At 33.7% G+C, this 16,165-nt stretch carries 13 protein-coding genes; all 13 read left to right on the top strand.

Annotated features, from left to right (window positions below; translation table 11 throughout):
* The first annotated feature begins 27 nt into the window (after positions 1-27).
* The 13 genes from K357_RS08515 to dtd all read left to right on the top strand — a co-directional run bounded on the left by K357_RS08515 (position 28) and on the right by dtd (position 16,139).
* Positions 28-1,059 (top strand): P-loop NTPase, encoded by a 1,032-nt coding sequence (locus K357_RS08515; RefSeq protein WP_051211961.1) that lies wholly within the window; start codon positions 28-30, stop codon positions 1,057-1,059.
* Positions 1,060-1,067: 8 nt separating this feature from the next.
* A complete protein-coding gene (gene rodA / locus K357_RS0101430; RefSeq protein WP_028257124.1) occupies positions 1,068-2,174 on the top strand; it encodes a rod shape-determining protein RodA in 1,107 nt (368 codons plus the stop codon).
* A gap of 221 nt (positions 2,175-2,395) precedes the next feature.
* Positions 2,396-4,279 (top strand): TIGR03960 family B12-binding radical SAM protein, encoded by a 1,884-nt coding sequence (locus tag K357_RS0101425; protein WP_028257123.1) that lies wholly within the window; start codon positions 2,396-2,398, stop codon positions 4,277-4,279.
* Entirely contained in the window at positions 4,251-4,943 is a 693-nt protein-coding gene (locus tag K357_RS0101420) for a TIGR03936 family radical SAM-associated protein (RefSeq protein WP_028257122.1), read from the top strand. The genes K357_RS0101425 and K357_RS0101420 overlap by 29 nt, the downstream gene beginning before the upstream one ends.
* 198 nt (positions 4,944-5,141) lie before the next feature.
* Positions 5,142-6,569, top strand: a complete 1,428-nt coding sequence (locus K357_RS0101415; RefSeq protein ID WP_028257121.1) for an Rne/Rng family ribonuclease — start codon at positions 5,142-5,144, stop codon at positions 6,567-6,569.
* A gap of 115 nt (positions 6,570-6,684) precedes the next feature.
* On the top strand, positions 6,685-7,245 hold the full coding sequence (locus K357_RS0101410) for a manganese efflux pump MntP (RefSeq protein ID WP_028257120.1): 561 nt from the start codon (positions 6,685-6,687) through the stop codon (positions 7,243-7,245).
* Positions 7,246-7,595: 350 nt separating this feature from the next.
* Positions 7,596-7,907 carry a 50S ribosomal protein L21 gene (gene rplU / locus K357_RS0101405; protein WP_028257119.1) on the top strand — a complete coding sequence of 104 codons (312 nt, stop codon included), beginning with the start codon at positions 7,596-7,598 and terminating at the stop codon, positions 7,905-7,907.
* A gap of 2 nt (positions 7,908-7,909) precedes the next feature.
* Positions 7,910-8,224 carry a ribosomal-processing cysteine protease Prp gene (locus K357_RS0101400; RefSeq protein WP_028257118.1) on the top strand — a complete coding sequence of 105 codons (315 nt, stop codon included), beginning with the start codon at positions 7,910-7,912 and terminating at the stop codon, positions 8,222-8,224.
* 12 nt (positions 8,225-8,236) lie between these two features.
* Positions 8,237-8,521, top strand: coding sequence for a 50S ribosomal protein L27 (rpmA, locus tag K357_RS0101395; RefSeq protein ID WP_028257117.1), 285 nt, complete (start codon positions 8,237-8,239; stop codon positions 8,519-8,521).
* An 868-nt stretch (positions 8,522-9,389) separates the two neighbouring features.
* Positions 9,390-10,808: a [FeFe] hydrogenase H-cluster radical SAM maturase HydG gene (hydG, locus tag K357_RS0101390; RefSeq protein WP_028257116.1), complete on the top strand. Its 1,419-nt coding sequence runs from the start codon at positions 9,390-9,392 to the stop codon at positions 10,806-10,808.
* A 642-nt stretch (positions 10,809-11,450) separates the two neighbouring features.
* On the top strand, positions 11,451-13,466 hold the full coding sequence (gene recJ, locus K357_RS0101385) for a single-stranded-DNA-specific exonuclease RecJ (protein ID WP_038113346.1): 2,016 nt from the start codon (positions 11,451-11,453) through the stop codon (positions 13,464-13,466).
* The gene (locus K357_RS0101380) at positions 13,453-15,690 is read left to right on the top strand and encodes a RelA/SpoT family protein (RefSeq protein ID WP_028257114.1); all 2,238 of its coding nucleotides are present in this window, start codon (positions 13,453-13,455) and stop codon (positions 15,688-15,690) included. The genes recJ and K357_RS0101380 overlap by 14 nt, the downstream gene beginning before the upstream one ends.
* The gene (gene dtd, locus K357_RS0101375; protein WP_028257113.1) at positions 15,690-16,139 is read left to right on the top strand and encodes a D-aminoacyl-tRNA deacylase; all 450 of its coding nucleotides are present in this window, start codon (positions 15,690-15,692) and stop codon (positions 16,137-16,139) included. The genes K357_RS0101380 and dtd overlap by 1 nt, the downstream gene beginning before the upstream one ends.
* The last annotated feature ends 26 nt before the right edge of the window (positions 16,140-16,165 follow it).

The following is a 16,165-nucleotide window of genomic DNA, read 5'->3' as shown; positions in this document are numbered from 1 at the left end:
CAATTATTTTTAAGAAAGGATAGTCATATGGGAATGATAATTGCACTCGTATCTGGAAAAGGTGGTGTTGGTAAAACAACACTTACTACTTGTTTAGGGACAGCTTTAAGTCAAAATGGGCATCACGTGCTAATAACAGATGGTGATTTGGGATTACGTGATCTAGATCTAGTTTTGGGCAAAGAAAATGAAGTTGTATTTGATCTTACAGATGTTTGTGCAGATCCAGAATATATGGATGCGGCAGTTATTTCAATACGTGACCGATTAGATTTCTTACCAGCGTGTCAAAGTAAACGTTGGGAGGATATAAAGAGAAAAAATTATCGAAAAATGATGCGTCGCTTATCGAAACAATATGATTATATATTAATTGATGCGCCGGCAGGCATTGGTCGAGGTAGTGATACCATTATTGATATTGCGGATCGAGTTATCATTGTATCTCAACCATTTTGGGTATCGTTGCGCAATGTAGGACGCATTATGCAAGTATGTCATGAAAAACGAAAATTTGATTATGCTTTAGTTATTAATGGCATGTCGCAAAGTGTATGTAGTGAATTAGATATTAATACGATTATGTCAACTGTGGGAGTTGAAAAATTAGCTACTATTATTCCTTATCATCAGGATATCATTTCGTATACCCAAGAAGGACGATTACATGAATTAGCACCTGAGTGGCTTCTCACAATGTTAGAGCCACTTGTTACATTTACACAAACTGGTATGGCCATCGATGAGAATCGTTTAACGCATACATATGATAATTTATTTACTAGTGTCATAGATTCACAAAAGGTAGAACCTGTAAATACAGATACAATAGTAGAAGAAAATTCTGAAGAAGATACAAACATACAGATTAATTGTGAAAATACTGCATCTAATCATCATTCTCATGATGATAGTTATAGAAAAAACTATGATGAAAGAGAATCGAATGATAATCCAGTGACATCTAGTACATGGATGCATCGTATGCTTTCACCGATTAGTCAATTATTACATAGGCAAAAATCTATGAAGTGGTCTCATTTAGTACGTAGAAGATAGGAGATTATATGTGGCAACGAATATGGAGAGAATGGGACTGGACAATTGTTATTTGTACGGTTTTATTAGTTGGAATTGGTGTTACAGTCATTGGAAGTGCTACGCATGTTAATAAAGAAGGACTGGCTATTACAGGTCTAGTTACCAAACAACTTGTCTTTTTTTTCGTTAATGTAATATTAGTTATTGCCTTGCAATGGTTTGATTATCATCGATTTCGAGCATTATCTAAGCCAATCTACATAATTACTTTGCTAATGTTATTAGCTGTTATGTTTGTCGGAACATCTGCTCTAGGCGCTCAAAGATGGATTCAAATAGGAAGTATTACCATTCAGCCTTCTGAATTTTCTAAACTATTAATGATTATTTGTATGGCTCGATTATTAGAAAATAGGGTGGGTACATTTACGACATTTAAAAGCTTGTTACCTGTAGTTGTGTATATTGGAATACCTATGTTACTAGTATTCAAACAACCAGATTTAGGAACTTCCTTAGTATATATGGCGATTATGGTAGGTATGCTATTTATTGCTGGTGTTAGAATGCGTTTAGTGCAAATTATGGCAGGTATTGCTGTCATAGCAGCACCGTTTGGTTGGTTTTTATTACATCCTTATCAAAAACAGCGTATATTGGTCTTTTTAAATCCAGATATTGATCCATTTGGATCTGGCTATCATATTATTCAATCAAAAATTGCTATTGGTTCAGGATTAATTATGGGGAAAGGGTTATTTGAAGGAACCCAAAGTCAATTGAATTTCTTGCCAGAAAATCATACAGATTTCATTTTTTCCGTAATTGGTGAAGAACTAGGGTTTATTGGATGTGTAATAGTTTTATTGTTATTGTTTACATTAATTTATCGAGCGATTCGTATTGCTTATAGTGCCAATGACAATTTTGGCATGTTATTGGCTACGGGTATAGGTTCTATGTTTACCTTTGAAGTACTAGTTAATGTAGGCATGACTACGGGGATAATGCCTGTAACAGGGATTCCTTTGCCATTCATCAGTTATGGTGTCAGTGCATTAACAACTAATATGTTCAGTGTAGGAATTTTATTAAATATTGCTATGCAACGTAAAAAACTTATGTTCCAGTAGGTTAATGGATGAAATAAATAAAATATACTTTATAAGTGTTAAGTTATACTCGATCGATAGATATGCGTTAGAAATAGTGCTACTCCTTAGTATAATTAGCATCTATAAATATATGAGGAGTAGTTTTTCTGTTTTATACATAGATTAAGATTGAGTTACTACATATCACATGGTATTATACTCATTTTGTTACTATAAAACTTTGAATATATGGAGGTATTATGATTGAATTAGATACATCTTGGTTACAACATGTAGAAAAACCAGCACGATATACTGGTGGTGAATGGAATAGTATTGTTAAAGACCATCGCCAAGTCGATGTAACCATGGCATTAGCCTTTCCAGATGTATACGAAGTCGCCATGAGTCATTTGGGGATTAAAATTTTATACTCTTTAATTAATGAACGAACCGATGCTTGTGCAGAACGTGTATTTGCACCTTGGCATGATATGGAAGCAGAAATGCGTAATAGGAGTATTCCTTTATTTTCACTGGAAACAAGAACAGCTATTAAGGAATTTGATATAGTAGGATTTACATTACAATATGAAATGAGTTTTACTAATATTCTTAATATGCTGGATTTAGCAAATATACCTTTATTGGCAAAAGATAGAGATATGTCTTTTCCTTTAATCATTGCTGGTGGTCCTTGTTCTTATAATTTGGAACCTTTGGCTGAATTCTTTGATATTGCATCTATTGGTGAGTCAGAAGAATGGACGAATGAGTTTATTGATTTATATAAACAAGAAAAAGAATTAGGCTTTCCAGGAGGAAAGGAAGCTTTCTTACGTAAAGTTGCATTAATTCCTGGTTCTTATGTGCCATCCTTATATGAGCCTCAATATAATGAACAAGGAGATTTTACGGGTCTACATATACTAGCACCAGAAGCACCTAATCATATTGAAAAAAGAATTATTGAAGATATGGAACATGTACATGTGGCCACTAAACCTGTTGTACCCTATTTAGATATTGTTCACGATCGAGCCGTTCTAGAATTATTTCGTGGATGTTCAAGGGGATGTCGGTTTTGCCAAGCGGGCATGATTTATCGGCCTGTTCGTGAAAAAACACCAGAACGATTAGTGGAAATTGCTAAAGAAATCATTGCTAATACAGGTTATAATGAAATTTCTTTAATGTCATTAAGTTCTGCCGATTATTCAAAATTACCAGAATTAGTTGATATGCTCATGGAAGAGTTTAAGGATAAGCAGGTGAGCGTTAGCTTACCATCATTACGAATTGACAGTTTCTCTATTGATATTGCTAAAAAAGTTCAGCAAGTTAGAAAATCAGGGCTTACTTTTGCTCCAGAAGCTGGCACACAACGTATGCGTGATGTCATTAATAAAGGTGTAATAGAAGAAAATTTACTAGCAGCTTGTACGAATGCATTTAAGTCAGGTTGGAATACAGTTAAACTTTATTTTATGATGGGACTACCGACAGAAACTGATGAAGATGTAGCAGGGATTGCAGATTTGGCGTATAAAGTACTTGATTTGCACCGGGAGATAACGGGTAAGCGAAATGGAAAAGTAACGGTTAGTGTATCTTTTTTTGTACCTAAAACACATTCTCCTTATCAATGGTATGGGCAACAGGAAGTAGAAGAAATTCATAGAAAGCAGCAATATTTAAAATCTCTCATTAATAATCGTAATATTTCTTATCACTATCATGACGGCTATACTGGTTACATGGAGGCCGTGTTTGCTAGGGGCGATAGAAGGCTATCAGCTGTATTAATGGAAGCGTGGAAAATGGGCTGTAAGTTTGATGGCTGGACAGAATATTTTAAGTACGATACTTGGTTAGCGGCATTTGAGAAGTGTGGTATAGATCCTGCCTATTATGCACGACGAGAACGCACTTTTGATGAACCATTACCATGGGATCATTTGGATTCCGTTGTAAGTAAAGGCTTTTTAAAACGAGAATGGAATCAGGCAATACAAGCGGCACTAACACCTGATTGTCGACGTGCATCTTGTAAAGGGTGTAATGTTTGTGCTGAATTAGATACAGCTATTATCGATTATAAGGAGGGTGGACGTGTTGAAAAAGTTACGTTTGGCATTAACTAAAGGTGAAGAATTACGTTTTTTATCTCATTTAGATTTTTCTCAAGCGGTTGAACGAACTATACGTCGAGCAGGCATACGTATGGCCTACTCTGAAGGTTTTAACCCTCATATGAAAATTAGTTTTTCGTCAGCGTTAGCATTGGGAATCACTGCGTCTAGAGAATATGTTGATATGGATACAGTTGATGAGGACTCATTAGAGAATATTATTACTCGGTTTAATACCAATGCTCCTAAAGGACTAGAAGTCATAGAAGGGAAAATTATGACTGATGAACGCATAAAAAAGATGATGGCTATTTGTAACTATGCTATTTATGAAGTTACAGGACCGATTACATCAGAGGTTGATTGGAATGAATTGTTGAAGTCCTTTAATGATGCTCATGAAATAGCTTATGAAAAGATAACACCTAAAAAGATACGGACTATTGATATTAAGCATTTTATAAAAGACCCTATTACGGCAGTGGTGCATGATAATCATACAGTTACACTTGTTATGGGGATAGGAATTTATCCTGAAGGAACAGTCAAACCCAGTGAAGTTTGGAAGCTCGGAAAGAGGCAATTTGGATGGCCAGTTACTGATGCATATGAGGTACATCGAAAAGATATTTTAATAGCTAATGAAAATGGTTTATATACACCTTTAGAAATATAGTTGTGTTTATAGATCTAATATAATTAGTAGTAGGCATTGTAGGCATTTTAGAATATGACATCAGTAGTAAGAAATTCAAGCCATAGAGTTTTATTTTCATTGTAACTTGTTTTATATAGAGAGATTGATATCGTAATTGTTTATAAATAGCGAAGGAAAGCGTATTCATCATATCTAAGTATAAAAGTGGAGGCCCATATGAAACAAATTGTTATTTCAGCTATGCCAGAAGAACTTTGTATGGCAATCGTAGATGAAGAAAATCGATTAGTGGATTATATGGTCGAACGCCCTGATGAAGAACATATTGCTAATCATATATTTAAAGGAACTATAAAAAATGTCTTACCTGGTATGCAGGCTGCTTTCCTTGATATAGGTCGTTCAGATAATGCGTATTTAAATTTACAATCTGGTAAACAAAGTCAACTGTTACAAAAACTATTTGTAGGGCAACATTTATTAGTACAAGTTGTTAAAGAAGAAATGCTTGGCAAAGGTGCTAGAGTGACTAGCGATATTAGCTTAGCAGGTCGATTTATGGTTTTATTACCATATGCGAAAGGTATTCATATTTCTAAAAAGATCAAAGATCCACTTATGCGTGAGCAATTGGCGGTGATTGCAGAACCTTACTTGAACAAAGGGTGTGGATTAATCCTTAGAACTGCAGCCTCTAAAGCTACTCCGGATGAGGTGGCTGCTGATATGGAGTTTTTATGGCATACGTGGCAATCCATACATAATAGATTTTCTATTGCTAAAGGTGGCACTTGTTTATATACAGATGCTGATTTTTGGTATCGTATTTTTCGTGAACATGTTACAGCAGATGTTAGTACTATTATTGTAGATGATCCAGTTGGTTTTAAACGCATTTCAGAATTATTGGCGTTAACTAAATTAGATGACTATATTACCCTTCAACTATATACGGATAAAGAGCCTATTTACAAAGCATATCAAGTAGATGAACAAATAGAAAGTTTGACGAATACAGAAGTTACATTGCCTTCAGGTGGAACTTTACGAATTGATCATACAGAAGCGTTAACAGTGATTGATGTTAATTCTAGTAGTTTCGTTGGACAGTCTAAAAGTGCCGAAGATTTAGCAGTTGCAGTCAATACGGAAGCTGCTAAAGAAATCTGTCGACAATTGCGATTGCGTGATATTGGTGGCATTATTGTTTGCGATTTTATTGATATGAGACAAGAGAAACATAAGAAAGATATTTTGCGAGTATTAACACGCTTAGCAAAAGAAGATAAGTCGAAAACTGTTGTATGCGGTATTAGTTCGCTAGGACTTGTTGAAATGACACGTAAGCGTAAACGACAAGGATTACAAACTATTCTTTTTGATACATGCCCTCAGTGTGGTGGTACTGGTTATATTTTTTCTGGAAAAACAGTATATTTACAAATTCTACGAAAACTACGTGATATGTATAAATTGGGACGCCTAAAAAGCGATATAGAAATAGAATGTCATCCTGATGTAGCCATATACTTTACAAAAGAAGTGTGTAAAAAACTTTCCATAGAATTACAAAAATCGATTTTTATTACTAAGAGTAAAACAATGAATCGTGAAGCCTACTCGCTACTATCGATTGGCCATTAATTGTATATATTGATAGATATATAGGAAAAGTATTGATATTATAGAAATAATAGTGTATACTAGAGAGAATTTTCACAAAATATTAATTCTTCCTATATAAGTGAGGCGTTTTAATGTGTCATTAGTAGGAGTTATATTAATTGCTATCGGTTTGGCTATGGATGCGTTTGGTGTATCAGTTAGTAAAGGTTTAATGCTGACTGAAAAAGAAACACATAAAAAGGTAATATTACCTTTACTATTTGGTATTTTTCAGATGTTAATGCCTATTATTGGGTGGGCAATAGGTGTACAATTTGCAGATACCATAGCAGCATATGATCACTGGATTATTTTAGTTCTCTTGAGTTATCTAGGTATTACTATGATACGCAACTCCTTTGATGACACAGAAGATCAAGAGGTAACCACTGGATGGGGCGAAATGCTAATGCTGTCAATCGCGACTAGCGTTGATGCAATGGCAGTGGGTATTACCTTCGCCTTTTTGTCGGTAAATGTAGTATATGCCTCATCCATTATAGGAATTATTACATTTTTTATTTCTTTAGTGGGAATTTATGCAGGACGTTTATTAGGTAATTTCTTTAAAAGTCGTGCAGAAATGATTGGTGGTATCATCTTACTCCTTATTGGGGTAAAAATTTTATTTCAACATTTAGGATATATAAGTTGATAATAAGAAGACAGTTAGTGCCATAGTAAATACTAGGACAATGTATATGGATAGTAGTATACTATCCATATACGCTAATCATATAAAAATATTACATATAGATTGACTACATCTACTATACATAATGGATGTAGTCATTTTTATATAGTTAGTTTATTAACTAAAATTAATACATACATAGCATATTTATTTTATATAAGCTTTGACAAGACAGGTTTTTTGATATATACTTAATAAGTCATAGTTTGGGTACTACCTGAACTTTGTAGCCGCATGAAGAGGTTGTAAATGACTGACTCTTGGGTTAGGCTACCGTATTCAGCGAGTTCGAAAACAAGGAGGTGTTTATCGTGTACGCAATTATTAAAACTGGTGGTAAACAATATCGTGTATCTGAAGGCGATGTAATTACTATCGAAAAATTGGAAGCAACTGCTAATGATTCTGTCACTTTTGAAGATGTATTGACTGTAGTTAATGATGGTGATGTTAAAGTTGGGGCTCCTCTTGTGGACGGTGCAAAAGTAACAGGTACAGTTCTTGAACAAGGTAAAGCTAAAAAGATTTTAGTATTTAAATATAAAGCTAAATCTAATTATCGTCGACGTCAAGGTCATCGTCAACCGTTCACTAAAGTTCGTATTGAATCTATTCAAGCATAATTATGATTTCTATTATAATTACTCGTAATTCTGATAGGCTTATTAGAAGGTGTCAGATTGAAGGACATGCGGAATATGATGATCCTGGTTATGATATTGTTTGTGCAGCCGTATCCGTGCTATCTTGTACTGCTATATTGGGGTTACAAGATATTGCACAGCAAGAAGGACACTATACAAATACGTCAGGACAATGTGATATCATATTATCTGGTGTTCTTACACAGAGTGGTCAGGATATATTAGAAACAATGATTCTTGGACTTACCGAGATCAGTAATCAATATTCTGATTTTGTAACAATTAGTGATAAGTAGGAGGTGAACGTAATGTTTACTTTTGATTTGCAATTATTTGCACATAAAAAAGGTGTATCAAGTACACGTAACGGCCGTGACAGTGAATCTAAACGTCTTGGCGTAAAATGTCATGATGGTTCTATTGTTAAAAGCGGTAATATTATCGTTCGTCAACGTGGTACCCATTTCCATCCTGGTACTAATGTTGGTATCGGTAGTGATGATACTTTATTTGCTCTAGTTCCAGGTAAAGTAGCATTTGAACGTGCTGGTCGTTATAACCGTAAGGTTAGCGTATACCCAGTAGAAGCGTAAGCAATAGTAAGAAGCTCTTAGAATTCTTAATCATATATTAAACTCTTAGTTGATATATGATAGGATTTTAAGAGCTTTTTTATATATGGATGAATATATTTAAGTTTACATACTAGATGCATAGAACATGGCCAGCATATTTTTATTATTTGATGATACTATAGATTTCAATAATATTTTCTATTTTATAGATAAGGCATCTTTTTTATATAGGAGAGATCATTTTTCCAAGATAGCAAAAGTTTCTACTATATAGTATAAGTAACTTGTTTTGATATTGCTTCAATCGATGAATAGGTATTTGGTAGAAGAAGTACAGAAAATAATATGTAAAGAAAGAGTAAAATAACCATCTGGAGCATAATTTATTTATAATATAGATGCTGAGACCTAATCTTGTAGTTGTCATATGATATAATTCAGCTAATGAAGGTAATAATAGCAGGGTTAACATCGTTTACCATTTAGTAAGAAACACAGTTATAAAAATTAAATTATTATTCTGCAGGGCAATTTGATTATAATATTTACCGTGATTACACTTATTTTTGATTTTGAGTGGTGGTTTAATGATACGAAAGATTTTTTATCATTTAGAATAGTTTATATAAAATATATAGATTGTTGAGAGTTATTATACTTATAATTTATAGAAAAAATGTTATTATTTGCATTTTATTAATAATAATATAGACTATTTGATATGAGCTAATATAGAAAGTCGACAAAATTCAGTATGTTTTACTAGGAATAAGTGTTATACTAAATATATCCATATAGATAATATTGGATATTATAGTATAGGTAAGAAATTATTATATACCGAAGAGGTTTCGGACTCAATAAGAGTAGTAAAGGAGTAAGTATGATGTACAATGTAAAATCTTCTAAGGCAGAAGAGTTTATTAGTCATGAAGAAATCCTGGATACCTTAGCGTATGCTAAAGCAAACTGTGAAAATCGTGAACTATTAGATCAAATTTTGGCAAAAGCAGCGACTTATAAAGGATTAACTCATCGTGAGGCGGCTGTATTATTAGAGTGTCCTTTACCAGAATATAAAGATAAATTATTTACATTAGCTAAAGAAATTAAGAACACTATTTATGGTGACCGCATCGTTTTATTTGCCCCATTGTATTTATCAAATTATTGCGTAAATGGATGTGTGTATTGTCCATATCATGATAAGAATCGTGATATTAGTCGAAAAAAATTAACACAACAACAAGTAAAAGACGAAATTATGGCATTAACAGCTATGGGACATAAACGCGTGGTTATTGAAGCAGGAGAAGACCCTATTAATAACCCACTAGAGTATATTTTAGAATGTATAAAAACAATTTACAGTACTAAAAATAAGCATGGCGAAATTCGACGTGTTAATGTTAATATTGCAGCTTGTGAAGTAGAAGACTATAAAAAGCTACATGAAGCTGGTATTGGTACGTATACATTATTCCAAGAAACATACAATAAAGAAAATTATGAAGCGTTACATCCACATGGTCCAAAAAGTAATTATGCATATCATACAGAAGCTATGGATCGAGCTATGCAAGGCGGAATTGATGATGTAGGAATTGGCGTATTATATGGATTAGAACACTATCGATATGATTTTGTCGGTTTATTGATGCATGCAGAACATTTAGAAGCTGTTTATGGAGTAGGCCCTCATACTATTTCTGTTCCTCGTATTTGTCCAGCTGATGATATTGATGTTAATGATTTCAGTAATGCTGTTCCAGATGATATTTTTGAAAAAATAGTGGCATTGATTCGTGTATCAACTCCATATACAGGTATGATAATGAGTACTCGTGAAAGTGCTACGATGCGTGCGAAAGGATTAGCCTTAGGAATTTCACAAATTAGTGGTGGATCTCGTACGAGTGTGGGTGGTTATAAAGAAGAGGAGTTACCAGAAGATAATTCAGCACAATTTGACACCAGCGATCGACGCACCTTAGATGAAGTTGTAGAATGGCTTCTTGAATTAGGGTATGTACCAAGTTTTTGTACTGCTTGCTATCGTTCGGGACGAACAGGCGATCGATTTATGGCACTTGCTAAATCTGGTCAGATTTCTAACTGTTGCCAACCTAATGCATTAATGACACTTAACGAATATTTAATTGACTATGCTAGTGACACAACTAAAGCTACTGGACAAGCTGTCATTGATAATCAATTAGGTGCGATACCTAATGAAGTAATTAAGGATAAAGCAAAGCAATATATAAAACAAATGGAATCTGGTGAACGAGATTTTAATTTTTAAAGAAACTTAATTAGAAGGGCTAGAATAAAATGTACCCTTAATAAAATAGAGGAAGGTTGATTTAGTAAAATATCAACTTTCCTCTATTTTTATAGTATCTACCTTAGAAAAGAGGGTGGTTTTATTGTTTTTTACTCAATAAATTACTCCCTATATGGATAGAAAAATAATTTCTTATACAAAAAACTAACCCATCTATAGTAAAACGTTCAAGCTATATTATATAAAAGTTAAGTAAGATTATAGTATGATGATTTTCTTTATAGTATATACTATATAAACCATGTTATAGATGTATGAAATAGAACGATTTATGAAAATTCCGTTCTTTGTGTAGCGTATATTCAATGTATATCATAAAAAATTGAATATATAATAATACTGAAAATTACAGATAATAATGTAGTGCCATATAAATTTGATTTAGTTTACTTTTATGTATAGGCGTTTCATATCGAGATTTAATGATTTTAAACCATCATAGTTTATTAATAGTTATTATTTATTAAATTCCTATATTTTCCCGTAGTTTCTTGAAATTTATATAGATATATATTTTATTCTAGCTAAAGATAGTGTATAATAAATAAAAATGATAATGATAATACATTGATGAAATTACTATATGGTTGAGATGGCACTATGAAAGATATAAGAACTAAACGATGGCGTATTAATAAAGGCGATAGCCATAAAGAATATAATTTAATACATGAATTAGGCGTTTCATCAGTAGTGGCTCGGTTAATGATGAATCGCAACATTACGGACTTAGAGGAAGCAAAAAAATTTTTAAGTGGACCTTCCATTGAACCCTATGATCCATTTCTTTTAAAGGACATGATAAACGCGGTAGAAGAAATAGAATATAGGTTAACGAATCATGAACCAATTGTAATTTACGGTGATTATGATGTAGATGGTATTACAGCTACTTCACTATTATATCGTTTCTTAAAAAAATTGGGCGCCAATGTTACTTATTATATACCAGAGCGACAAAGTGAAGGATATGGACTTAATTTAGAAGCCTTGGAGACAATCATTGACAAAGGGACTAAGCTAATTATTACTGTTGATTGTGGTATTAGTTCTTATGATATAGTGGAAGCTGTGCGAGATAAGATATCTATAATTATTACAGATCACCATTTAGTGCCAGAATGTGTACCACGAGCAACAGCTGTTATTAACCATAAGCAATTAGATTGTGACTATCCAGATAAAAATTTATCTGGTGTTGGAGTAGCTTTTAAAGTATGCCAAGCAATTTGGTTAAAGCGTACAGGGGAATGGTATTTTGATGATTTAGATATCGTTGCATTAGGAACCGTTGCTGACATGGTACCTCTTGTTGGAGAAAATAGAGCATATGTAGCACGAGGACTTACAAAAATGGCTATGCTACCTAATGAAGGACTTAAGGCATTAATCGATGTGGCTGGATTGACGGGAAAATCAATTACATCCGGCCAAATCGCGTTTTCCTTAGCACCACGGTTAAATGCAGCTGGACGTGTTACACATGCTACTAGAGCGGTTGAGTTGTTGATAGAGACTGATTCTGATAAAGCGTTGATGATTGCAGAAGAGTTGCAACTTACTAATTTAGAGCGACAAGAATTAGAACACTCTATTCATGATATGGCTCGAGATGATGTCGTTAATCAAGGGCCTTTGGCAAATTATGTGATTGTAGTAGCAGGAGAAGGCTGGCATCCAGGAGTCATTGGTATTGTGGCTTCAAGGCTAGTTGAAGAATATTATAAACCAACGTTAGTAATTAGTGTACATGATGGCATTGGAAAAGGCTCTTGTCGTAGTATTGATAATTTCAATATATATGAGGCGCTACAATATGCAGATGATCTATTAATTCAATTTGGCGGACATAATATGGCGGCAGGATTTAGCATTAAAGAAGAAAATATTCCCCTATTACGTTCTCGTCTAACCGAGTATTGTCATAAAGTATTAAAGAAAACTGATTATATCCCAGTGCTCGATATTGACTTAGAGCTACCCATTCAAGATATAGATGTGTCTATTATTGACCAAGTGTCTACATTAGAACCATATGGTATAGGCAATCGAACACCAATATTTTCTGTTAGTCAGGCCATTGTAAAAGATGTATTGCTAATGGGTAAACAAAAAAATCACTGTAAAATTGTATTAGAAACTACTAATGGAACGTTAGATGCTATTGCATGGAATGCCGATTATTATCACTCATATATTGTTCCAGGTGATACTGTGAATGTGGCGTTTTCATTACAAAAAAATGAATGGCAAGGATATGTGACACCTCAATTAATGATACAAGATATTGAAGTGATACATACAGAACCCATTACATTGACGGTCGAAGGCCTGAGAGATATATACGTATTTGTTAGACATATTTGTAAAAATGGAGAAGTGCCTAAATATGTATTAGAAACGGAAATTGTTCATAAATATAGTACTTGTCAGAGAGCAAAGTCCAGTTTATTAGCATTAGAAGTTTTTAAAGAATTAGGTATATTAAAGGAAGAAACATCAGAAGATGGAATACTATTGTATAAATGGTATCAAGCACAGGGAAAATTGGACTTAGTAACATCTTTAACCTTTTTGAAATACAGCTCTCAGGAGGATGTATATGAAAGAAAATGAAGAAGGCAAAGTTTTAGTAGAAAATGAAACTTTTCATAAAGAACAAGAATTAGATAAATTCATGACCTTGGTAAAATCATATTTACTAGCGGATCAATGCAAGGAAATTATACGAGCTTTTGAATTGGCAGACAAGGCACATGCTACACAATTTCGTGCATCTGGGGAACCCTATATTATGCATCCATTGGCAGTAGCGACTATTTTAGCTCATTTACAAATTGATGACACCACATTAATTGCAGCTTTGTTACATGATGTGGTTGAGGATACAACCTATACAACTGAGGATATTAAATCTTTATTTGGTGAGGAAGTGGCGTTTTTAGTTGATGGTGTTACAAAATTAAATCAGTTTCAGTATCATACTAAAGAAGAGCAACAAATGGAAAATTATCGAAAGATGATTTTGGCTATGGCAAAAGATGTACGTGTAGTAGTCATTAAGCTAGCTGATAGATTGCATAATATGCGCACATTAAAGCACATGCGTAGTGATAAACAAAAACGTATTGCTAAAGAAACACTGGAAATTTTTGCACCTCTTGCTCATAGATTAGGTATATTCAATATTAAATGGGAACTAGAAGATTTATCATTCCGATATTTAGAACCAGATAAATACTATGATTTAGTTGAACAAATGCAACAAAAACGACAAGCCCGTGAAGATATTGTGAATGATACTATGAATCAACTGAGTAAAGCCTTAAGTGATGCTGGCATTACTGCTAATGTAAAAGGTCGTCCAAAACATTTTTATAGTATCTATAAAAAAATGAAAAAAGATAATCGTGATTTATCACAAATTTATGACTTATATGCAGTTCGCGTTATTGTAGATACGATTCCACAGTGTTATGCAGTGCTTGGCATTGCACATAGTTTGTGGAAACCGCTTCCTCATCGTTTTAAAGATTATATTGCTATGCCAAAGTCAAATATGTATCAATCGTTACATACAACGGTCATTGGTTCATTAGGACATCCTGTAGAAATTCAAATCCGCACGTGGGAAATGCATCGCGTATCTGAATACGGGGTAGCAGCCCATTGGCGATATAAAGAAGGCAATAAAAATGGAGATAAAGATTTTGATCAGAAAGTAGCATGGTTACGACAAATTCTAGAATGGCAAGATACTACTAACCCTAAAGAACTTGTGAATGCATTAAAACTAGATGCTTTTACAGGAGAAGTGTTTGTCTTTACCCCTAAGGGAGATGTGGTAAAATTACCAATTGGATCAGTGCCACTTGATTTTGCCTATCGTGTTCATACCGATGTTGGACATCAATGTGTGGGTGCTAAGATTAACGGAAAAATCGTACCATTAGATTACACATTAAAGAATGGCGATATTGTTGAGATTATTACTTCTAAAAACGGAAAGCCAAGTTTGGATTGGTTAAATATTGTAGGCTCTAGTGAAAGTAAAAATAAAATTAAAAATTGGTTTAAACGAGAAAACAAAGAAGAAAATATTGAAAAAGGGTTAGAAGCTCTTGAAAAAGAGGCTAAGCGACTTAATTATGATTGGAAAGCTTTGTACAAACAAGAATATATAGAATCAGTTTGTAATGCGCTTAATGTAGGTGGAGAAGATGAACTCCTAGCTGCTTGTGGGTATGGTGGTATACCGCTGAGTACAGTGCTCGTTAAGTTAGGGGAATTATTAAAACGAGATACCGAAAAAGAAGAATCAAAACGTTCTACGGAAGCGATTATAGAAAAATTACGGGCACATGCACCTAGAAAATCTAAGAATACTAGTGGAATTTTAGTAAAAGGTGAACGAGATGTAATGGTGAGAATGGCTCAGTGCTGTAATCCAGTACCAGGTGATGATATTATAGGTTATATTACACGTGGTCGAGGTATTTCTATTCATCGTGCAGATTGCTCGAATATTGGACATAGTAAGGAAGAACTAGATCGAATGATTGAAGTCTCATGGGATACAGATACTAGTGAAATCTTTCATGTTAGCATTGAAATTCAAGCTTACGATAGAAATGGTATGTTGATGGAAATCATGGCAGTTTTATCAGAATTGAAAATTAATATAGTAACAATTAATGCAAAAGTGGAAGAAGATACTAAAAACGTAAATATTAGTTTAGTCATTGATATTAAGGATTTATTACAATTAGATTTCGTTATGACTAAACTGAGACGCATTCGAGATGTATATGCAGTGCGAAGAGCTAGTGGAGGTACTTAATGAGAGCTGTAGTACAAAGAGTTACGAGCGCTTCTGTTTCGGTAGATGCTATAGAAGTAGGAAAGGTAAAAGAAGGGTTGCTTGTATTTCTTGGCATTAGTAAAGATGATACTGAAAGTGATGCCAATTATATAGTTGATAAAATTTCACACCTTCGTATTTTTGAGGATGCGATGGGAAAAATGAATGAATCTATCATAGATAAAAAAGGGGACATCTTACTAGTGTCACAATTTACATTATATGGTGATGTACGCCATGGAAGGCGACCGAGTTTTACAGAAGCAGCCAGTCCAGAACAGGCGCAGTTACTGTATGAATATGTAGTAAATCAATGTAGATTATTAGGAATTACTATTGCTACAGGTACATTTCAATCTCATATGATGGTAGAGTTAACTAATGATGGACCTGTGACAATTTTAGTTGATAGTAAAAAAATATTCTAATATCATATTTTATCTAGGAGGTGATA

The organism is Veillonella montpellierensis DSM 17217 (genome assembly GCF_000426745.1).
Taxonomy (GTDB): Bacteria; Bacillota; Negativicutes; order Veillonellales; family Veillonellaceae; genus Veillonella; species Veillonella montpellierensis.
The sequence above is the reverse complement of the archived record's forward strand: the minus strand, read 5'-3'. Positions and strand labels throughout refer to the sequence as shown.

What these genes read in the sequence shown, in the direction of transcription:
- K357_RS08515 (WP_051211961.1), top strand. Translation starts at nt 28, where the DNA reads ATGGGAATGATAATTGCACTCGTATCTGGAAAAGGTGGTGTTGGTAAA.
- rodA (WP_028257124.1), top strand. Translation starts at nt 1,068, where the DNA reads ATGTGGCAACGAATATGGAGAGAATGGGACTGGACAATTGTTATTTGT.
- K357_RS0101425 (WP_028257123.1), top strand. Translation starts at nt 2,396, where the DNA reads ATGATTGAATTAGATACATCTTGGTTACAACATGTAGAAAAACCAGCA.
- K357_RS0101415 (WP_028257121.1), top strand. Translation starts at nt 5,142, where the DNA reads ATGAAACAAATTGTTATTTCAGCTATGCCAGAAGAACTTTGTATGGCA.
- K357_RS0101400 (WP_028257118.1), top strand. Translation starts at nt 7,910, where the DNA reads ATGATTTCTATTATAATTACTCGTAATTCTGATAGGCTTATTAGAAGG.
- rpmA (WP_028257117.1), top strand. Translation starts at nt 8,237, where the DNA reads ATGTTTACTTTTGATTTGCAATTATTTGCACATAAAAAAGGTGTATCA.
- hydG (WP_028257116.1), top strand. Translation starts at nt 9,390, where the DNA reads ATGTACAATGTAAAATCTTCTAAGGCAGAAGAGTTTATTAGTCATGAA.
- recJ (WP_038113346.1), top strand. Translation starts at nt 11,451, where the DNA reads ATGAAAGATATAAGAACTAAACGATGGCGTATTAATAAAGGCGATAGC.
- K357_RS0101380 (WP_028257114.1), top strand. Translation starts at nt 13,453, where the DNA reads ATGAAAGAAAATGAAGAAGGCAAAGTTTTAGTAGAAAATGAAACTTTT.
- dtd (WP_028257113.1), top strand. Translation starts at nt 15,690, where the DNA reads ATGAGAGCTGTAGTACAAAGAGTTACGAGCGCTTCTGTTTCGGTAGAT.